The following is a 20,099-nucleotide window of genomic DNA, read 5'->3' on the forward strand; positions in this document are numbered from 1 at the left end:
ATGTCGGGCCCGTTGAGGGGGAGAAGAGTGCCAGCGCCGCGGGCGCAGGAAGCGGGTGCGCAACCCGGCGAACCGGGCGGCGCAGTGGCATTTTCGGCCCCATGCGAAGACGGGGCGGTGGGGACGTGTGCTGCGGTGCCAGGTCGGGATTGGCCGCCTGCGAATTTAGCCGAAAGAACGGTCTAAATGATAATGACTTTTAATTGGAAGGTGATCTGTGCCACCACGAAAAAGCGCCCGGGCCGCTGTGCGGACCGGGCGCTCGGGGTCGAACGGCCAATCGGCGGCATCACGCCACCGAATCCCGTGCGTGCCTGTGCGTGAAGGGATCAGCCAGCCAGGCGCTTTTCCAGCGCGGCCTTCGTGTCCAGCAACGCGGCAGGCAGGTGGTAGGCCAGTTGATCGAAATGGGCCGTGTGCAGCTTCAGCTCGTCGGCCCAGGCGGCGGCATCGATGCGGGTGACCATGTCGAACTGGGCCGGGGTGAATTCGATGCCCTTCCAGTTGATCTCGCCGTACTGGGGGGCGGTGCCGATCGGCGTGTCCTGGCCGCTGGCCTGGCCTTCGATGCGGTCGATCATCCACTTGAGCACGCGCATGTTGTCGCCATAGCCGGGCCAGACGAACTTGCCGTCGTCGCCCTTGCGGAACCAGTTGGTGGTGTAGATCTTCGGCTGTTGTGCGCCGGCGGCCGCGATTTTCTCGCCCATGTTCAGCCAGTGCTGGAAGTAGTCGCTCATGTTGTAGCCCATGAAGGGCAGCATCGCGAACGGGTCGCGGCGCACCACGCCCTGCTGGCCGGCGGCGGCGGCAGTGGTCTCCGAGCCCATGGTGGCGGCCATGTAGACGCCTTCCGTCCAGTTGCGGGCTTCGGTCACCAGCGGTACGGTGGTGGAGCGGCGGCCACCGAAGATGAACGCGTCGATCTTCACGCCCTTGGGGTCGTCCCAGGCTTCGTCGAGCGCGGGGTTGTTGGTGGCAGCCACGGTGAAGCGCGCGTTGGGGTGGGCGGCCTTGGCGCCGGTTTCCTTGGCGATCTGGGGCGTCCAGTCCTTGCCTTGCCAGTCGATCAGGTGGTCGGGCAGCTTGCCGGTGTCCTTTTCCATGCCTTCCCACCACACGTCGCCGTCGTCGGTCAGCGCGACGTTCGTGAAGATCACGTTCTTGTCCAGGCTGGCCATGCAGTTGGGGTTGGTGTGGTAATTCGTGCCCGGGGCCACGCCGAAATAGCCGGCTTCGGGGTTGATGGCGCGCAGGCTGCCATCGGCCTGGGGCTTGATCCAGGCGATGTCGTCGCCGATGGTGGTGACCTTCCAGCCTTCGAACGCCTTGGGCGGCACCAGCATGGAGAAGTTGGTCTTGCCGCAGGCGCTCGGGAAGGCGGCGGCCACGTGGTACTTCTTGCCTTCGGGGTTCGAGACACCCAGGATCAGCATGTGCTCAGCCAGCCAGCCCTGGTCACGGCCCATGGTGGAAGCGATGCGCAGCGCGAAGCACTTCTTGCCCAGCAGCGCGTTGCCGCCGTAGCCCGAGCCATACGACCAGATCTCGCGCGTTTCGGGGTAGTGCACGATGTATTTGGTCTTGTTGCATGGCCAGGACACGTCCTTCTGGCCGGCTTGCAGTGGGGCGCCCACGGTGTGCACGCAGGGCACGAAGTCGCCTTCCATGCCCAGCACGTCGTACACGGCACGGCCCATGCGGGTCATGATCTTCATGTTCACGGCGACGTAGGGGCTGTCGGACAGCTCGATGCCCACGTGTGCGATGGGCGAGCCCAGCGGGCCCATGCTGAACGGCACCACGTACATGGTGCGGCCCTTCATGCAGCCGTCGAACAGCGGCTGCAGCGTGGCACGCATCTCGGCCGGTGCCATCCAGTTGTTGGTAGGGCCGGCATCTTCCTTCTGGGCGGAGCAGATGTAGGTGCGGTCTTCCACACGGGCCACGTCGCTCGGGTCGGACCAGGCAAGGTAGCTGCCGGGGCGCTTGGCGGGATTGAGTTTCTGGAACGTGCCGGCATCGACCAGTTGCTGGCAGAGGCGGTCGTACTCTTCCTGGGAACCGTCGCACCAGTAGATGGTGTCGGGCTTGCAGAGGACGGCCATGTCGGCCACCCAGGCGAGCAGGCGGGCGTTTTTGACGTAGGCGGGGGCTTTGAGATCCAGGCCTTGCATGGTGGGTGCGTTCATCGGGAGCTTCCTGAAGTTGAAAAACAGTTTTTTCAAAGGAAGCTGCCGACGAGCGGCGCGACGTGGGGGCCTGCGCATGGGTCTTCTGAGCGCTGCCTTTGAAAAAACGGCTGGATGCTCAGTCGGCGGGCGGGGAGTGCGGCGAGAGCTGCAGGGTCCGCGGGTCGGCTGGGATGACGATTTTATGAATCCCACCCGCGCCTGTCTGTCAGACAGGCATTACTTTCATGCAAAAAAGGCATGGGGTTATGTGGATGGTGAGCATGATCTGGACTGCCATGTCGCTGCCGGGACAATTTTCCGTAGTCGCCTGCTTGCATGCCCTGCGGATTTCTCCGAAAGTTCAATTACCGCCCGGCAGGTAAAAAATGGATTGCAGTGTTTTGGCCGTGGCGAGATTCCATGCCACACAAGGAGATATATGGACTTCCAGACCTTGCAACTCGCGGTGCAGGACCGCATCGCCGTCGTGACGCTGAACCGGCCACCGGTCAATGCCCAGAACGCGGAGCTGCGTGCCGAGATCACGCAGGTATTCGATGAATTGTCGGATCGGGAGGACGTCTCGGTCGTGGTGCTGACCGGCGCAGGCAAAGTTTTTTCCGCAGGTGCCGACATCCGCGAGCGCCCCAACCTCGGTGCGACCGCGGGCGCTTACGGCCGCCACAACCGGCTGGTGCGTGAATCGTTCTACGCCGTCGTCGAATGCTCCAAGCCCGTCATCGCGGCCATCAACGGGCCTGCCATGGGTGCGGGCTTCGGTCTGGTGATGGCCTCCGACATCTGGGTGGCTTCCGAGGACTGCTATGTGTCGATGCCTGAGATCAACGTCGGGCTCGCAGGGGGCGTGACTTTCCTGCAGGAGGTGTTCGGCCGTTCACGCGCACGTCGCATGTTCTTCACCGGCATGAAGGTCAGTGGCGCCGAACTCTATCGCCTGGGCCTGGTGGAGGCCTGCCTGCCTGCCGAGGAACTGATGCCCTACGCGATGGACCTGGCGCGCGAGATCGCATCCAAGAGCCCCATTGCGCTGCGACTGGCCAAGGAGGCTGCACGACTGACGCAGCTGATGCCATCGCGCGATGCCTATCGCTACGAGCAGGGCAACACCGTCGCGTTGTCCAAGACGGAGGATGCCAAGGAGGCCCAGCGCGCCTTCCTGGAAAAGCGCGCTCCGGTTTACGTGGGCCGCTGACGGGCACAGAGAGCAGCCGGGCCTGTGCCCAGGACGCTGCTGCAAAATGGAGGCTGCACGACACCATCCCCATCGCAGCGATGCGAGGGGTTTGTGGCACCGGGGTGGCGCCGATCCGCCGCCCGGCCGGGTGCCAGAACTACAAAAGAGAGGAGGCCTCCCCCTATGGCAAACCGTCCAGCCGCTTCGGCGAACGACCCCGTCGACTCTGCGCCCACGACCCGCTCCGACACCCGGCAGGAGCAACTCATCGACATTGCATGCCGCCTGTTTGCGCAGCGCGGGTACGAGGGCACTTCGCTGCGTGACATCGCCGAAGAGGCCAAGATCACCAAGGCGGCGCTGTACTACCACTTCCCCAACAAGGAAGCGCTCTACGAGCGCATCGTGCTGGAATCCATGCAGGCGCTGGTGGACTCCGTGCGCGAGGCAATGGCCGGGGGCGCCACGCCGGTCGACAAGGTGCGGTTGTTCATGCAGTCGTCGGCCGACTTCCTCGACCGCAGCCGCCATTCCTGGATCGCTGGCTCCAACGCCTTCTGGTCCGGCAGCGCGGTTGACCCGCGTGCCATGGCCGTCTATCTGCGCGACGAGTACGAACACCTGCTGCGCGACAGCATCGCGCAGGCCACCGCTGCAGGGCAGTTCCGCGCGGTGGACCCGGCCATGGCCGGGCGCATGCTGCTGTCCATGCTGAACCACATCGCGCGGTGGCATGTGCCTGGAGGGCGCCTCACCACCCGGCAGGTGATCGAGCAGTACCTCGACATGGCGTTCGGCGGCCTGCTGCAGTAGCGCGCGCCACCTTTCCTCGGGCGCCATTCCAAGCCGCTCCGGTCTGTGCCGGGGCGGCTTGTTCGTTTCTGGCCTTCCTGGCACGCGGCGCGGGTTTTCCCTGTTCATTAACTTGCCGGCCGTTTAGTAGACTTTTCGCAGGAGTCTACCCATGCGCACTGACCGCCGCCATTTCCTCTTGTTGCCCTGGAGTGCAGGCCTGGCCTGTGCCCAAGCGCGGGCGCAAGGCGTGGTGGGCGCTGAGGGACTGGTGGGGGCCAGGCCCGTCCAGATCGTCGTCCCCTATGCCGCTGGAGGCCTGACGGACAACCTGGCACGCCCAATCGCGTCGGCCCTCTCGGCGCGGTGGTCCCGGCCGGTGGTGGTCGACAACCGCAACGGCGGGGGCGGCACCATCGGTACGGCGGTGGTGGCGCGCGCGCCGGGCGATGGCCATACGCTGCTGCTCACGGCATTCGGCTACATCGCCAATCCGCTGTTGATGAGACAGCTGCCTTACGATCCGCGCGCCCTGACTCCCCTCGCCATGGTGGGCGACACGCCCAGCGTCTTGTACGTGAGCACGCGCCTGCCCGTCACGTCGGTGGCTGAGTTGGTGGCGTACGGCAAAGCACACCCGGGCAAGCTGGTGTTCGCTTCGTCCGGCAATGGGTCCAGTCCGCACATCGCCGCAGAACTGCTGGCGTCCCTCACGGGCATGGACATCGTGCATGTGCCTTACCGCGGCAATGGGCCCGCGCTGAACGATCTGCTGGGCGGGCAAGTGCATGCCATGTTCGATTCGGTGGCGTCGTTCTCCCATGTGCGCAGCGGACGGCTGCGGGCACTGGGCGTTGCGAGCACCGCCCCGCTGGCCCGGGCGCCCGAACTGTTGCCCATTGCCCAGTCCGGCGTGCCGGAGCTGGCCCATTTCACCGCAGGGGGCTGGTTCGGCTTTTTCCTGCCGGCATCCACTGCGCCGGCACTGCAGCGATGGCTGCATGCCGAGTTGCGCCAGGTTCTGAAGCAGCCCGCCGTGCGCGAGGCCGTGGAGCGTGCCGGTGTCGAGCCCCGCAACCTAGAGCTGGAGGCCTTTGCGGCTTACCTGCGCGCGGAGAGCGAGCGCTGGGCCCCCGTTTTCCGTGAACGCAACATCCAACTGGACTGATGCGTGCCGTGGCTTCCACCCCGCCTGCGCGCGCAGCCGCCACGCCGCGGCACTCCACCGGCACCCGCCCTGACGGCCGCACCGTGGTCCAGGGCTGTGGCTTCCTTCTTTCCTGCAACGAACCGGGGCTAGCGCCCCAGCACTTCCAAGCACCATGACGATCCCCAACCCTTCATCGCACACCCTCGACCCCTACGATGCCTTCCGCGAGGAACTGCGCCAGTTCGCCAAGTCCGAATGCCCGCCGGCCCTGAAGGAGGTCGTTCGCACCAACCAGAAGGTCACGCGCAACGAGTACCGCATCTGGCAGGAAAAGCTCTTCGCGCGCGGCTGGGGCGCGCCCAACTGGCCGGTGGAGTACGGCGGCACGGGCTGGGACCTGCAGCAGCGCTACTTGTTCGAGGAGGTCACCGCGCAGGCCGACTGCCCGCCCCAGTACCACCACGGTCTGGGCCACATCGGCCCGGTGATCATGCACTTCGGAACGCCCGAGCAGAAGGCGCGCTTTCTGCCGCGCATCCTGGACGGCAGCGAGTGGTGGTGCCAGGGCTACTCCGAGCCTGGTGCGGGCTCGGACCTGGCGTCGCTCAAGACGGCGGCGGTGCGCGATGGCGACCACTACGTGATCAACGGGCAGAAGATCTGGACCTCGCACGCGCAGGAGGCCGACATGATGTACACGCTGGTGCGCACGTCGAACGAGGGGCGCAAGCAGGCCGGCATTTCGCTGCTGCTCGTGCCCATGGACACGCCGGGCATCGAGGTGCGGCCCATCCCCACGATCGACCATTGGCACCACGTCAACGAGGTGTTCCTCAACGACGTGCGCGTGCCTTGCGCCAACCTCCTGGGCGTGGAGGGCGAGGGTTGGAAGTGCGCCAAGTTCCTGCTTGACCGTGAGCGGCTTTCGCCCGCGACGGTGCCGCGCCTGGCCCGCCTGGCCGGGCAGGTCGGGGAGCTGCTGCGCGCGCGCGGCGCTGGCGGATCGGCGCCCAGCGCGAGCCAGCATGTGCTGCTCGAACGCCTGTACCTGGCCCAGGCCGGCGTGGCGGGCGCGCGCGAGATGCTGCTCAGCGCGATCCAGGAGGAGATGCAGGGCACGTTGGCAGCCTCGAAATCGTCGGCGCTCAAGCTCTATTGCTCGGACCTGTCCCAGCAGCTCATCGGCATGGCGCTGGACATCGCCGGTCCCGAGTACGCCGCACGCCTGGTCGATACCGTCGCGGCCACGGGTCAGGAGGTGGCAAGCGATGCGGACGACCCCCTGCGCCAGCTCATCCACACCTACCTGTTCTACCGCTCGCGCACCATCGCCGGGGGCACCAGCGAAGTGCAGAAGAACGTGATCGCCCGCGACCTTTTCGGAGCCTGACCCATGACATTCCACGCGACGCCGATGTTTCCCGGCGACCTCTATGACACCACCGCCCGCGTGGCCGCTGCGGCGCCCGTGACCGAGACCTTCGAATCCCAGGAGCCCAGCGAGACCTGGAGCCAATTCCTGCAACTGGGCTGGCAGGGGGTGCTGATCGACGAGGCGCACGACGGCGCCGGCGCCTCGCTGGGCGACGTGGCCGCCATCGCCGAAGCCGCGGGCCGGCATGCCCTGGCGCAGCCCCTGGCCGCACGGTGTGCCGTGGTGCCCCTGCTGCTGGCCGGCCTGCCAGGCGCCAGCGACGTGCTGCGGGCCATGGCTGCGGGCGAGGCCTCGGTCTGCCCCGTGCTGGACACGGGCCAGGTGCCCCTGGCTGCCGTGCGCGATGGCGATCGCCTCACGCTCAACGGCCGCCTGCATGGCGCCGACCTGACCGAGCCCGCCACACACTTCGTGTTCGTCGCCACGCAGGACGATGGCCTGCCGCTGCTGGTGCTGGCACCGCGCGATGCCGTGCCGGGCCACGCCAGCACCTGGCTGGGCATCGACGGGCGCCAGACGGCCGACATCGCCCTGGCCGGCGTTACGCTGGCGGCATCGAGCGTGCTGGCGCAGGGCGAGGGCGTGCACACCCGCGTGGAGCGCGCCAGCGCGGTCGGCGGCCTGCTGGCCTGCGCCCAGACCGTGGGCGCCATCGGCGCGATGATCGAGCAGACCATCGAGTACCTCACCACGCGCGTGCAGTTCGGCGTGGCGCTGGCCACCTTCCAGGCGCTGCGCCACCGCGTGGTGGAGATGTATGTGGCCTACGAGAACGTGCGCGGCATGGTGCGCCGGCAGGTGCTGGACCTGTGCGAGGGCCCCGCCAGCGGCTCGCCGCGCGACATCGCGCTGGTCAAGCTCTACCTGTCGGTCACGGGGCGCCAAGTGGCCGAGTCCGCGATCCAGCTGCACGGGGGCATCGGCATGTCGCGTGAACTGCCCGCGGCGCGCCTGGCCATGCACGCACTGGCCTGCAGCCTGCAGTGGGGCGATCGCTTCGCGCACCTGGACCGCCTGGCGCGGCCCGCGCTGCACTGAGCCGCCCCGGCCGCAGCCACCCTCTCGAACCGACCAGACAGAGACCCCCGTACAGAAGGACGCTTTCCCATGCATTCGTTGCACCCGCTGTTCCACCCCACGTCGGTCGCCCTGGTGGGCGCCTCGTCGGACCCCGAACGCATCGGCGGCAGGCCGCTGCGTTTCATGCTCGAAGGGGGCTTCGAGGCGCCACTGTACCCCGTCAACCGCAGCGGCGACACCATCCAGGGCCTGCCGGCCTACGCCAGCGTGCGCGACATCCCGCACCCCGTGGACCACGCCATCATCTGCGTGCCCGTGGCGGGCGTGGAGGCGGCGGTGCGAGACAGCATCGCCCAGGGCGTGAAGGCTATCCAGGTGCTCACGGCCGGGTTCGCCGAGGTGGACGCCGAGGGTCGCGCGCTGCAGGACCGCATCGTGGGCCTGTGCCGCGAAGCCGGGGTGCGCATGGTCGGTCCCAACTCCCTGGGCCTGCTGAACGTGCCCACGCGCTTCTTCGCCACCTTCTCCACGGCGCTCAATGGCTTGAAGCCGCGCCCCGGCCCCATTGCCCTGGCCACCCAGAGCGGTGCCTTCGGTTCGGCCGCCTACGGCGCGGCATCGTTGCGCGGACTGGGCTTCAGCAAGATCGTGGCCACGGGCAACGAGGCGGACGTGGATGTCGCCGAGTGCATCGACTACCTCGTGGACGACCCCGATACGCGCGTCATCTGCGCGGCGCTCGAGTCCTGCCGCGATGGCGATCGCCTGCGCGCCGCTCTGCTCAAGGCCGCGCATGCCGGCAAGCCCGTGGTCATCATGAAAGTGGGGCGCACGGAGCTGGGTGCGGCCGCCGCATCCACGCACACCGGCTCGCTGGCCGGCGACGACGCGGTGTACGACACGGTGTTCGAGGAGTGCGGCGCCTGGCGCGCCGCTTCGATCGAGGAGATGCTCGACATCGCCTACCTGCACTCCACCGCGGGCCGGCTGCCGCAGAACACCGATGTCGGCGTGGTTACCGGCTCGGGCGGCATCGGCATCCTGATGGCCGACGACGCGGGCGAGCGCGGGCTGCAGCTGTCGCCGCTGCCGGCCGCCGCGCGGGCCGCGGCGCTGGATCTGCTGCCGTTCGCCGTGGCCAGCAACCCGCTGGACATGACGGCGCAGGTGACCGCCGTGCCGCAGGGCGTGCCGCGCACCGTGGCACTGATGCTGGACCAGGCCGACTACGGCACCGTGTTCGCCTACCTGGCGCATGTGGGCCTATCGCCACAGCGCTTCGCGGCCACGCAGGCCGAGCTGATCGCGCTCAAGCAGCGCCATCCGCACCGGCTGCTGGTGCTCGTCATGCTCTCGCGGCCCGAGGTGAATGCGGCGCTGGAACAGCATGGCATCGCCGTGTTCGAAGACCCATCGCGCGCTGTGCAGGCCGTGGCGGCGCTGGCCCACGCGCACCAGCGCCGGAGCACCCTGCACCTGCCGCCCCCACCGACCGGGCCTTCCGCACCACTGGGGAACGTGGCCACCGAAGACGGCGCCAAACGTGCGCTGGCGGCCGCGGGCCTGCCCGTGCTGCCCGAGCGGATCTGCCGCAGCGCCACGGAGGCTGCCGAGGCGGCCTCCGCCATGGGCTACCCCGTGGTGGCCAAGATCGTCTCGCCCGACATCGTGCACAAGACCGAAGTGGGGGGCGTGCTGCTGAACCTGCCCGACGCGCAGGCCGTGGCCGAAGGCTTTGCCACGCTGATGCAGCGCGCGCAATCGGCCCGGCCCGATGCCCGGCTCGATGGCGTGTTGGTGGCGCCCATGCTGAAGGGCGGCGTGGAACTGATCGCCGGCATCCACCGGGACCCGACCTTCGGACCCATGGTGATGTTCGGCTCGGGCGGCACGGCCGTGGAGCTTTTCAAGGACGTGGCTTTTGCGTCGGCACCGCTCACGCCGCAGCGGGCCCGGGCGCTGATGGAGCGCGTGCGCTCCACACAGTTGCTGCGTGGCTGGCGCGGCGGTCCGCAGTACGACGAACAGGCCCTGGCCGACGCGCTGTGCAGGCTGTCGGAGTTCGCCTTCTCGCATGCCGATCAGATCGAGAGCATCGACATCAACCCGCTGGTGGTGCGGGTGCAGGGCGCCGCCTGCCTGGATGCTGTGATCGCCGTGCGCGCTCCCGCGCCAGGGGACTCCCATGGTACCCATTGAAGCGCGCCTGACGGCGCTGGAGGCCGGGTGGCAAGCTCTGGCCGACAAGGATGCCATCCGCGAATGCCTGTACCGCTACAGCCGGGGCATCGACCGCTGCGATGCGGAGGCCCTGCGCAGCGCCTACTGGCCCGACGCTACCGACCGCCACGGCCCCTACCAGGGCAGTGCGGAGGGATTCATCGACTGGGCCCTGGACAAGCTGCCGGGGGGCGGCCGGATGGTGCACCTGCTGGGCAATATCGCGATCGAACTGCGGGGCGAGCAGGCCGCGGTGGAGAGCTACTTCCAGGCCTTCCAGACGGGTACCAGCGCCCAGGGGGAGGCCGCCGAGACCTTTCTGTGCGGCCGCTACATCGACCGCTTCGAACGCCGCTCGGGCCAATGGCGCGTGGCGGCCCGCACCGTGGTCTACGACTGGATCCGCGAGGCGCCCGCCGCTCCGGGCACCGATGCGCAGCGCTTCGGCGTGCGCATGCCTGTGGGCGCGCACAAGCCGGCGGATGCATGGTATGCACTGCTGTCTGGATTACCCGATGGGTAATTTCGACGCCTGATTTTCGTTGGGCTTCAATAATGGCCTGGATGAATAATCCGGGCCATTGGCGCTGGATTTTTTGGATTTCCGGATGGGTTTCTTTGATGGTCGGTGAATACCCCTAATCGATCGGTGCATACCCTGCAATTGCTATGTAGGTCATTGAAATCAATAGGATTTTTTCTTACCATTTTTTAACCGGTCGACAGGTAATTAATGGTTTTGCTGTGGGTGGCCGGTCATGTGCCACCCTTGGCGGGTGGCGATTCATATTGCTGCGTGAGGAGACATTCGATGTCGGAAATATTCAACAAAACAGCCGGCCGCATTCGCCGGGGCATCCAAAGCACGCCATCACGCGTGCTAGTGGGCGCCATGGCCGCCTGGGCCTGTGGCCAAGCGCCGGCGTGGGCGCAACAGGCGCAGAAAGAAGAGCTGCGCCAGATCACCACGCCCGCGGGCGGCATGGCCGCCGCCGCATCCAGCGTGACCCTTTATGGACTGATCGACACCAGCATCGCCTATGCCTCCGGCGCGGGCGGGCGCATCACCAAGCTGGACAGCGGGCACATGAATGGATCGCGGTTCGGTTTCCGGGGCTCCGAAGACCTGGGCGGCGGGCTGCGTGCCAATTTCTGGCTGGAGGCGGGCATCAACTCCGACACGGGTGGCTCGGGGCAGAACCAGGGCGCAGGTGCCAAGTTCTTCGGCCGAGGTTCCCTGGTCAGCCTCACGGGCGACTTCGGCGAGGTGCGGCTGGGCCGCACGGTGACCACGATCAGCTCCGAGGCGCAGGCCGTGGGCGATGCCTTCGGTTTGGGGGGCGCCGGCAACCTGCAGGGCATCCAGCCGGCCACAGGCCGCGCGAACAACACGGTCTGGTATCAGTCGCCGTCGTTGTCCGGATTCATCGGCAAGTTCTCGTACTCCTTCGGCGAGCGCACCAGTGCCACGGGCGGCACCCAGGCCGCCAACCAGGCCGCTGTCGCGTTGTTCTATTCCGGCCAGGCGCTCAGCGGAGCGGTGGCATACACCACCTTGCGCCATCCCACGGACCTGAGCACGGTGCGCTGGCTCAACTCCAGCCTGGCCTACAACTTCGGCGGCTTCAAGCTGTTCGGCTCGTTCGCGACGTTCAAGAACCCCGGCGCCGACCTCAGCCCGGCCGTGCATGCCGCACTCGATGGCAATGTGCAGTTGGCGGGCATTCCGACCGTGGGCTACTACGCCGGGCAGGACGACCGCAGCGCCTCTCTGGGCGTGGCGGTACCGTTCGGGGCCAGCACGGTGCTCGCGCAGGTCGTCAAGGTGGATGACCGCGGCCCGCTGAACCGCGATGCCACGCAGTTCGGCGTGGCCTATCTGTATGCCCTGTCCAAGCGCACCACGCTGTATGCGGACTATGGCAAGGTGAAGAACCGCAACGGTGCAGGCTACGCGCTGACGGGCGCGACGTCGCAGGCTGGTCTCGGTGACGGCGGCAACAGCGATGCCGTGCACGTGGGCGTGCGCCACGCCTTCTGAAACCCGCGGTCGCGGGCAGGCCCACCTGGTGGGGACGGGGCCTGACCTGATGGCGCGCGGAGCAGCAGCAGTCCAAGGGCACCGGCCGCGTTGCAGCGCGGGTCGGCTGCCGGGTACCAAGCTCTGGAAGGCGCGGTGCGCAGGCTCGACGGGCCTGCGCACCGCGCCCGCAGGCGTTTCAGCCGGCGGCGGGCCGGCCCCAGCCGCCCATGGGCAGCGAGCCCATGAGCGTGTGCGCCAGGCCGCCGTCCACCAGCAATTCGGCGCCATGCACGTAGGCCGCGTCGGGGCCCAGGAGGAAGGCGGCCACGCTTGCCATGTCATCGGCTTCGGCCAGTCGCCGCAGGGGCACGCGCGCCTCGCGCAGCATGCGGGCCTCGGGGTCGGCATAGGCTGTCGCCGTGCCCGGCGTGAGCGTCAGCCCGGGCGAGAGCGCGTTCACGCGGATGCCCTCGGGGCCCCACTCGGCAGCCATCTGGCGCATCAGCATGAGCGCGGCGGCCTTGCTGGCGCTGTAGGCGCCCAGCGGCGGCGTCGGATGGCTGCCCGAGATCGAAGTGATGAACAGCACGGTGCCGCGCGCGGCTTTCAGCGCCGGGTAGGCGGCCTGGGCCAGGAGCAGCGGCGCGCGCGTGTTGACGGCGAAGACGCGGTCCCAGGTAGCCGGGTCGTAAGTGGCCAGCGGGCCCGGCGCCGCGAAACCCGCGTTGCTGACCACGGCGTCCAGGCCCCCGAAGGCCTTCACTGCCTGAGCGCACAGGTGAGCCGGAAAAGCCGCGTCGGCCAAGTCGCCGCCCAGCACGAGCGCGGTGCCGCCGAGTTGCCGGATCTCGGCCGCCAGGGGCTCCAACTCGGCCAGATGTTGGTCTGCCAGCGCGATGCGGGCGCCGCCGTGGGGCGCCGCGTCCCGCGCCAGACGCAGTGCGATGGCGCGGCCGATGCCCCGCGCGGCGCCGGTGATGATGCAGCGGTTCATGCGGCCTCCGCTGGCGTGGTAACGCCGGGCTGGCCGATGGAAGGGAAAGGAAGGTGTGCCATGGGGTTCAAGGGGTGGAATGAAGGCTTGCGGGAAGGAAAGCGGTCCGCCGCGCGGGCCCGTGCCCGTGTCGCGCGCAGGGCTGCCGGCGGTGGCGCGGGGCCGCACAATGGGCCGGCCATGCCATGCACCCGCCGCGTCGTCTCCGGAGCTTTCCCATGCCCGCCAGTACGGTGAAGTCCGCCACCCGGGTGCTGCAGGTGCTGGAATACTTCGCGCAGGTGCGCACGCCCCTGCCGCTCAAGCGCATCAGCGAGGCGCTGGGCTACCCCCAGTCGAGCACCACGGTGCTGCTCAAGAACCTCATCGCCATGGGCTACCTGCGCTATGACCGCACCGAGCGCCTGTACTTCCCCACGCCGCGGGTCACTTCGCTGGGCGACTGGATCTCGCAGGCGCTGTTCGGGCAGGGCCGCATCTTCGAACTGATGCACGACCTGCACGGCGCCACGGGCGAGACGGTGTCCATCGCCATGCTCAACGACATCTATGTGCAGTACATCCGCGTCATCCAGTCCACGCATGCCATCCGCTTTCACACCGACGAGGGCAGCCTGCGCCCGCTGACCCGTTCGGCCGTGGGCTGGCTGCTGCTCACCGACCGCACCGATGCGGAGGTGGAAAAGCTCGTGCACCGCGCCAACATTGCCGTGCAAGGGCGCGAAGACCGGGTGCCGCTGGAGACCCATCGCCCCCGAGGTGGCCGGCGCCCGGCTGCGCAAGGCGCTCTACCTGGAGAACCTGCCGCTGCTGGGCGGCGCCACCATCGGCGTGGTGCTGCCCTGGCGTGTGCAGGGCCGCCTCGTGGTGCTGGGCATGGGTGGCACCATCGAGCGCATGCGGCCCCACCGGGCGCGCTACACCGCGCTCATGCGGCGGCTGGCCCTGCAGCTGGAGCAACCGCAGCCCGGGCCGGGCCGCGCATAGCGCACTCATTGGGCGGGGCGGCGCGGGCGGTCAGCCCGCCACCGCTGCTTCGGCCGGGGCTTCCTGGCCCGTGTGCGGCACCGGCCGCGTCAGGGTTGGGCGCTGGAAGGTGAAGTTGCGGTAGCCGTCCTGCGCGGCGGCCGCGCAGTGCTCGCGGTACTTGGCGAAGCCTCCGGTGAACAGCGTGAGGCCCTGCGGCTTGTCCTTCACGTTGGCGCCCACGTACCAGGTCTTGGCCTTGAGCAGCAGCGAGCGCTGCGACAGCGTGTAGACCAGGTCCATCCAGCCCTGCTCGGCCTGGGCCGTGGGCTCGATGGTGGCCAGGCCCTGGCCCTGCATGTGCTGCATGGCGGCGGCGATCCAGTCCACGTCGTTCTCGCTGATGCGGATGATGTTGGCCAGCGCGGCGGGGCCGTTGGGGCCGGTGGTCATGAAGAGGTTGGGGAAGCCTTCCATCATCAGGCCCAGGTAGGAACGCGCGCCGTCCTGCCACTTGCCGTTGACGGTGCGGCCGTCGCGACCGACCACGTCGAAGGCCAGCATTGCGCCCGTCAGGCCGTCGTAGCCGGTGGCCAGGATGAGCATGTCCAGCTCGACCTCGCCGGACTGCGTGCGAACGCCCTTCTCGGTGATCTCCACGATCGGATCGTTCAGCAGGTCCACCAGGTGCACGTTGGGGCGGTTGTAGGTCTCGTAGTAGCTGGAGTCGAGGCAGGGACGGCGGGCGAAGATGGGGTAGCCGCGCGGCTTGAGCTGCTCGGCCGTCACCGGGTCCTTCACGACCTCGCCGATCTTGCCGCGCACGAATTGCGCCACATGCTCGTTGGCTTCGGCGTTGGTCATTAGGTCGCAGAAGGTGCCGAGCATGGCCAGGCCGCCGCTCTTCCAGGCATCTTCCAGCAGTTGCTGGCGCTGGCGGGGCGTCACGCTGAAGAACGCGCGGGTGGATTGCGGGCGCACGCCGCCCACGGCACTGTTGCGCGCGGACTCGCGGATGCCGGCGTAGTGGCGCTTGACCTCGGCCATGTACTCGGGCGTGAGGTCTTCGTTGCGCATGGGCATGGTGAAGCTGGGCGTGCGCTGGAAGACGAACAGCTCGCCGGCCTCCTTGCCCACCTCCTGCACGATCTGGATGCCGCTGGAGCCGGTGCCGATCACGCCCACGCGCAGGCCTTCGAAGCGCACGGGCTCGTGCGGCCACCTGGCCGCGCGCAGCAGGCGGCCCTTGAAGCGCTCCAGGCCGGGGATCTCGGGGTCCTTGGGGATGGAGAGCGGGCCAGTGGCCATGATGCAGTAAGTAGCCTCGTAGACGGCGCCGCGGTCGGTCTTCACCGTCCACAGCTGGCGCTCCTCGCTCCACACGGCGCTGGTCACGCGCGTGTTGAACTGGATGTGCCGGCGCAGGTCGAGCCGGTCGGCCACGAAGTTGATGTAGCGCAGCAGCTCGGGCTGGGCCGCGAACTGCTCCGACCAGGTCCACTCCTGCTCGATCTCGGGCGAGAAGGAGAAGCTGTAGTCGATGCTGGGCAGGTCCACGCGCGCGCCGGGGTAGCGGTTCCAGTACCACACGCCGCCCACGTCGCCGCCGGCCTCGAAGCCCTGGATCTTCAGGCCCATTTCCCGGAACTTGTACACGGCGTACATGCCGCCGAAGCCCGCGCCGACGATGGCGACGTCGATGCGCTGGGGCGGGGTGGGAGCGTTGGCGTTCCCGTGCGGGGTTTGCGTTGTCATGTTGTCTCCTCTGGGGGGCGGCATGGTCCGTGCCGCGGATGGTTTCAGATGGGGTCAGGTCGCCACCGGCGCTGCGCTGGCGCTTGCGGCGTGCGGTCTGTCCTGCGGGAAATGATGCGTTCGCGCCGTGCGCGCATCAAGCAAATGCACGGGTGGGGCCTGCAACATCACATCCATGATTTCCGGGTGCTCGCGCGGCCCGTGCCCGCCTGCCTCAGACGGCCAGCGTGCCGCCGTCCACCGGCAGCGTCACGCCATTGACGAAGCTCGCCATGTCCGAGGCCAAGAACACCGCCGGCCCCGCCAGTTCGTGCGGCTGGCCCAGTCGGCCGGCGGGGATGCGCTGCATGAAGCGCGCGAGCCGCTCGGGGTTGGCGCGCGTGGCCTCGGTCATCGGTGTGTCGATCACGCCCGGCGCCAGCGCGTTGACGCGGATGCCATCGGGAGCGAGATCGAGCGCCAGGGTCTGCGTGAACATCTTCACCGCCGCCTTTGAGGGCGAGTAGCCCAGCGCACCGCCCTGCGCGATGAATGCCGCGCCCGAGGCCACATTGATGATGCTGCCGCGCGTGCGCCGCAGCGCGGGCAGCCAGGCGTGCACCGTGTGGAACACCCCGAAGAGGTTCACGTCCATCGTGCGGCGCAGGTTGTCGGCGGCGCGCGGGCTGTCGATGCCCTCGCGGATGATCACCCCCGCGTTGTTGACGAGTGTGTCAACGTCGCCGATCGACTGCGCCACCTGCGTGGCGAGGTCATGGCAGGCCTGGGCGCTGGACACGTCGAGCGCCCAGGCCCAGCCCTCGGTGCCGGCGGCGCGCACGTCGCGCAGCGTGTTCGCGCAGCGCTCGGCCTGCAGGTCGGTCACGATGACGCGCGCGCCGGCCTGGGCGAAGGCCACCGCCACCGCGCGGCCGATGCCGCTGGCCGCGCCCGTGACAAGGGCCAGGCGGCCGGCCAGCAGGCCGGGCGTGGCGGGCCAGGTGGGGGGAAGTGCATGGGCTGGCATGGGGTCTTCCTACAGCGGTGCCGCGCCGCGCTGGCGGCGGCTGGCGAGATAGGCCTGGAACTGGCCGACGATGCCCTTGCGGAACAGCATGACCACGATGACGAACACCACGCCCTGCAGGATCAGCACCCACTCGGCGAACGAGGCCAGGTAGTTCTCCATGGTCACGATGACCATGGCGCCCACCACCGGGCCCAGCAGCGTCTGCATGCCGCCCACGATGCAGATGAGCAGGGCCTCGCCCGAGGTGGCCCAGTGCACGTCGGTCAGCGAGGCGAGCTGGAACACCAGGGCCTTGAGCGAGCCCGCGAAGCCCGCGATGGCGGCCGACAGCACGAAGGCCAGCAGCTTGTAGCGGTTGACGCGGTATCCCAGGCTCTGGGCGCGCGGCTCGTTGTCGCGGATGGCGCGCAGCACCTGCCCGAAGGGCGAGTGCACCAGCCGGTGGATCAGCCAGAACGCGCCACCGATGAGCACCGTGACGAAGTAGTACAGCACCAGCGTGTTCTCCAGCGAGAACAGACCCAGCACGGTGGGGCGCGGAATGTTCTGGATGCCGTCCTCGCCGCCCGTGAACGGCAGGCGCAGCGCCATGAAGTACACCAGCTGCGCGAAGGCCAGCGTGATCATCGAGAAGTAGATGCCCTGGCGGCGGATGGCCAGCAGCCCCGTCAGCAGGCCCAGCACCGCGGCCGCGGCCGCGCCCAGGGCGATGCCGCTCAGGCCCTCCCAGCCCCAGACCTTGACCGCGTGCGCGGTGATGTAGCCGGCGGTGCCGTAGAACATGGCGTGGCCGAACGACAGCAGGCCGACGTAGCCGACCAGCAGGTTGACCGATGCCGCCAGCAGCGCGAAGCACATCAGTTTCATGAGGAACATGGGATACACCACGAACGGCGCGGCGGCCAGGCAGGCCAGGGCGGCCAGCAGCAGCGCGTTGTGGGTGCGTCGACTCAGCAGGTCCATGGCGACTCCTAGTGGGCACGGCCGAAGAGGCCATGGGGACGGACGGCGAGCACGAGGATCATCACCACGAAGATGACCACCCCCGCGCCATCGGGATAGAAGACCTTGGTCAGGCCCTCGATGGCGCCCAGCGCGAAACCGGTGACGATGGAGCCCAGGATGGAGCCCATGCCGCCGATCACCACCACCGCGAACACGACGATGATCAGGTTCGAGCCCATCAGCGGGCTCACCTGGTAGATCGGCGCGGCCATCACGCCGCTCAGGCCCGCCAGGCCCACGCCCAGCCCGTAGGTGAGCATGAGCATGCGCGGCACGTTGATGCCGAAGGTGCGCACCAGCGGGGCGTTCTCGTTGGCCGCGCGCAGGTACGCGCCCAGCTTGGTCTTCTCGATGAAGAACCAGGTGCCCAGGCAGACCGCCAGCGCTGCGGCGATCACCCAAACGCGGTACAGCGGCAGGAAGGTCACGCCCACGTCGATGCCGCCCGTCAGCGGGTTGGGGTAGGGCTGGCCGCTCACGCCGAATTGCAGGCGGAAGGCACCCTCCATGAGCAGCGCCACGCCGAAGGTCAGCAGCAGCGCGTACACGTGGTCCAGCGCATACAGCCGGCGCAGCATCAGGCGCTCGAACACGACCCCGAAGCCCGCCACCACCAGCGGCGCGATGACGAGCGCCGGCCAGTAGCCGATGCCTAGGTATTCGAGCAGCCCCCACGCCACGAAAGCACCCAGCATGTACTGCGCGCCGTGGGCGAAATTGACCACGTGCAGCAGCCCGAAGATGATCGACAGCCCCAGGCTCATCAGGGCATAGAAGGCGCCGTTGATGAGCCCGACCAGAAGCTGCCCGATCAGTGCAGCCCAGGGGATTCCGAATAGCCCGTCCATCGTTTTGTCCGTCCTGCGTTGGGTGAAGAAGGGCTCACAGGCCCAGAAGCGACTCGATGTGTTCGCGCTGCGTGTCGAGCTCGTCGCGGCGGAAGTGGCCTGCCACCTCGCCTTCCTCGATCACGTAGAAGCGGTCGGCCAGCGCGCAGGCGAAGCGGAAGTTCTGCTCCACCAGCAGCACGGTGAAGCTGCGCTCGCGCAGCATGCGGATGGTGGCGCCGATGCGCTCGACGATCACCGGCGCCAGGCCCTCGGTGGGCTCGTCCAGCAGCAGCAGCTTGGCGCCCGTGCGAAGGATGCGGGCGATGGCCAGCATCTGCTGCTCGCCGCCCGACAGCCGCGTGCCCGGGCTGTGCCGGCGCTGCTGCAGGTTGGGAAACAGCGCGTAGATCTCGGCCACGCTCAGGCCGCCGGGCAGCAGCACCGGCGGCAGCAGCAGGTTCTCTTCGGTCGAAAGGCTGGCGAAGATGCCGCGCTCTTCGGGGCAGTAGGCCGCGCCCAGGCGCGCGATGGCCTCGGGCGGCAGGCCCTCGGTGGGTTGACCGCGCAGCGTGATCCCGCCCTCGCGCCGGCCCAGCAGCCCCATGATGGCGCGCAGCGTGGTGGTCTTGCCGGCGCCGTTGCGCCCCAGCAGGCATACCACCTCGCCCTCGTGCACGTCCAGGTCGATGCCTTGCAGCGCCAGGGTTTCGCCGTACCAGCCGCGCAGGCCGCGCACCTGCAGCAGGGGCTGCGTGTCGGGGGTCTCAGGCATGGGCACCTCCTACGTAGGCTTCGATGACGCGCGGGTCGCGCGAGACCTCGTCATAGCTGCCCTCGGCCAGCACCTGGCCGGCCTGCAGCACGGTCACGCGGTCGCACAGCTCGGCGATGACCTTCATTTTGTGCTCGACCATGAGCACCGTGCGCCCGCGCGCGGCCTCGCGGATCAGTGCCACCACCGGGCCGATGTCCTCGTGGCCCAGGCCCGCCATGGGCTCGTCCAGCAGGATCATCTCGGGCTCCATGGCGATGGTGGTGGCCAGCTCCAGCGCGCGCTTGCGCCCGTAGGGCAGTTCGCCGGCGGGCGTGTCGCGCCATCGCGTGAGGCCCACGCGTTCCAGCAGCTCCAGCGCCCGCGCGTCCAGCGTGCGCAGGACCTTCACATTGCGCCAGAAGGCGAAGGTGCCGCCGTGGCGCTTCTGCAGCGCCACGCGCACGTTCTCCAGCACCGTCATCTGTCCGAAGACGGCCGAGATCTGGAACGATCGCACCAGGCCCGCCATGGCCACGGAGGCGGGGTCGCTGCGCGAGATGTCGCGGCCGTTGAAGACCACGGTGCCCGAGGAGGGCCGCAGGAAGGTGGTGAGCAGGTTGAAGCAGGTCGTTTTGCCCGCGCCGTTGGGTCCGATGAGGGCGTGGACCGAGTGCCGTCGCACCCGCAGGTCCACGTCCTTGACGGCATAGAAGCCGCGGAACTGCCGGCTGAGCTGGCGGGCTTCGAGGATGAAGGGGGCGTCCATGGCGGGGCGGC

Annotated in this window: 17 protein-coding genes; 9 read left to right on the forward strand and 8 right to left on the reverse strand. The window is 68.5% G+C overall.

The genetic code is table 11. The features are described 5' to 3' along the window. Nucleotides 1-329 precede the first annotated feature (329 nt). Nucleotides 330-2,192 (reverse strand): phosphoenolpyruvate carboxykinase (GTP), encoded by a 1,863-nt coding sequence (locus AVMA1855_RS07550; protein ID WP_284425229.1) that lies wholly within the window; start codon nucleotides 2,190-2,192, stop codon nucleotides 330-332. Nucleotides 2,193-2,613: 421 nt separating this feature from the next. Between AVMA1855_RS07550 and AVMA1855_RS07555 the strand changes: the two genes are divergently transcribed. From AVMA1855_RS07555 to AVMA1855_RS07590, 8 genes are all read left to right on the forward strand, one after another. Beyond that, nucleotides 2,614-3,387 (forward strand): enoyl-CoA hydratase/isomerase family protein, encoded by a 774-nt coding sequence (locus tag AVMA1855_RS07555; RefSeq protein ID WP_272566129.1) that lies wholly within the window; start codon nucleotides 2,614-2,616, stop codon nucleotides 3,385-3,387. 165 nt (nucleotides 3,388-3,552) lie between these two features. Next, entirely contained in the window at nucleotides 3,553-4,182 is a 630-nt protein-coding gene (locus AVMA1855_RS07560) for a TetR/AcrR family transcriptional regulator (protein WP_272566127.1), read from the forward strand. Between the two features lie 151 nt (nucleotides 4,183-4,333). After that, nucleotides 4,334-5,329, forward strand: coding sequence for a Bug family tripartite tricarboxylate transporter substrate binding protein (locus tag AVMA1855_RS07565; RefSeq protein ID WP_284425230.1), 996 nt, complete (start codon nucleotides 4,334-4,336; stop codon nucleotides 5,327-5,329). Between the two features lie 154 nt (nucleotides 5,330-5,483). Further along, nucleotides 5,484-6,701, forward strand: a complete 1,218-nt coding sequence (locus AVMA1855_RS07570; RefSeq protein ID WP_284425231.1) for an acyl-CoA dehydrogenase family protein — start codon at nucleotides 5,484-5,486, stop codon at nucleotides 6,699-6,701. A gap of 3 nt (nucleotides 6,702-6,704) precedes the next feature. Continuing rightward, nucleotides 6,705-7,784, forward strand: a complete 1,080-nt coding sequence (locus AVMA1855_RS07575; RefSeq protein ID WP_284425232.1) for an acyl-CoA dehydrogenase family protein — start codon at nucleotides 6,705-6,707, stop codon at nucleotides 7,782-7,784. A gap of 69 nt (nucleotides 7,785-7,853) precedes the next feature. Further along, nucleotides 7,854-9,965, forward strand: coding sequence for an acetate--CoA ligase family protein (locus tag AVMA1855_RS07580; RefSeq protein ID WP_284425233.1), 2,112 nt, complete (start codon nucleotides 7,854-7,856; stop codon nucleotides 9,963-9,965). Continuing rightward, nucleotides 9,952-10,509 carry a nuclear transport factor 2 family protein gene (locus AVMA1855_RS07585; RefSeq protein WP_284425234.1) on the forward strand — a complete coding sequence of 186 codons (558 nt, stop codon included), beginning with the start codon at nucleotides 9,952-9,954 and terminating at the stop codon, nucleotides 10,507-10,509. The genes AVMA1855_RS07580 and AVMA1855_RS07585 overlap by 14 nt, the downstream gene beginning before the upstream one ends. 288 nt (nucleotides 10,510-10,797) lie before the next feature. Further along, entirely contained in the window at nucleotides 10,798-12,027 is a 1,230-nt protein-coding gene (locus AVMA1855_RS07590; protein ID WP_284425235.1) for a porin, read from the forward strand. Nucleotides 12,028-12,205: 178 nt separating this feature from the next. Here AVMA1855_RS07590 and AVMA1855_RS07595 read toward each other — a convergent pair whose 3' ends face one another. Next, the gene (locus tag AVMA1855_RS07595; protein ID WP_284425236.1) at nucleotides 12,206-13,003 is read right to left on the reverse strand and encodes an SDR family NAD(P)-dependent oxidoreductase; all 798 of its coding nucleotides are present in this window, start codon (nucleotides 13,001-13,003) and stop codon (nucleotides 12,206-12,208) included. Between the two features lie 218 nt (nucleotides 13,004-13,221). Between AVMA1855_RS07595 and AVMA1855_RS07600 the strand changes: the two genes are divergently transcribed. Further along, on the forward strand, nucleotides 13,222-14,103 hold the full coding sequence (locus tag AVMA1855_RS07600; RefSeq protein WP_284425237.1) for an IclR family transcriptional regulator: 882 nt from the start codon (nucleotides 13,222-13,224) through the stop codon (nucleotides 14,101-14,103). Here the strand turns inward: AVMA1855_RS07600 and AVMA1855_RS07605 are convergent. The 6 genes from AVMA1855_RS07605 to AVMA1855_RS07630 form a co-directional block, all read right to left on the reverse strand. After that, nucleotides 14,021-15,724, reverse strand: coding sequence for a flavin-containing monooxygenase (locus AVMA1855_RS07605; RefSeq protein WP_284425238.1), 1,704 nt, complete (start codon nucleotides 15,722-15,724; stop codon nucleotides 14,021-14,023). The genes AVMA1855_RS07600 and AVMA1855_RS07605 overlap by 83 nt on opposite strands. Before the next feature lie 214 nt (nucleotides 15,725-15,938). After that, on the reverse strand, nucleotides 15,939-16,730 hold the full coding sequence (locus AVMA1855_RS07610; RefSeq protein WP_284425239.1) for an SDR family NAD(P)-dependent oxidoreductase: 792 nt from the start codon (nucleotides 16,728-16,730) through the stop codon (nucleotides 15,939-15,941). 9 nt (nucleotides 16,731-16,739) lie between these two features. Then, entirely contained in the window at nucleotides 16,740-17,696 is a 957-nt protein-coding gene (locus tag AVMA1855_RS07615; RefSeq protein ID WP_284425240.1) for a branched-chain amino acid ABC transporter permease, read from the reverse strand. Between the two features lie 8 nt (nucleotides 17,697-17,704). After that, nucleotides 17,705-18,586, reverse strand: coding sequence for a branched-chain amino acid ABC transporter permease (locus tag AVMA1855_RS07620; RefSeq protein ID WP_272566111.1), 882 nt, complete (start codon nucleotides 18,584-18,586; stop codon nucleotides 17,705-17,707). A gap of 34 nt (nucleotides 18,587-18,620) precedes the next feature. Continuing rightward, nucleotides 18,621-19,340: an ABC transporter ATP-binding protein gene (locus AVMA1855_RS07625; RefSeq protein WP_284425241.1), complete on the reverse strand. Its 720-nt coding sequence runs from the start codon at nucleotides 19,338-19,340 to the stop codon at nucleotides 18,621-18,623. Beyond that, nucleotides 19,333-20,088 carry an ABC transporter ATP-binding protein gene (locus tag AVMA1855_RS07630; RefSeq protein WP_284425242.1) on the reverse strand — a complete coding sequence of 252 codons (756 nt, stop codon included), beginning with the start codon at nucleotides 20,086-20,088 and terminating at the stop codon, nucleotides 19,333-19,335. Before AVMA1855_RS07630 ends, AVMA1855_RS07625 begins: the two co-directional genes overlap by 8 nt. Nucleotides 20,089-20,099: the final 11 nt, after the last annotated feature.

Source organism: Acidovorax sp. SUPP1855 (genome assembly GCF_030158955.1).
Lineage (GTDB): Bacteria > Pseudomonadota > Gammaproteobacteria > Burkholderiales > Burkholderiaceae_C > Paracidovorax.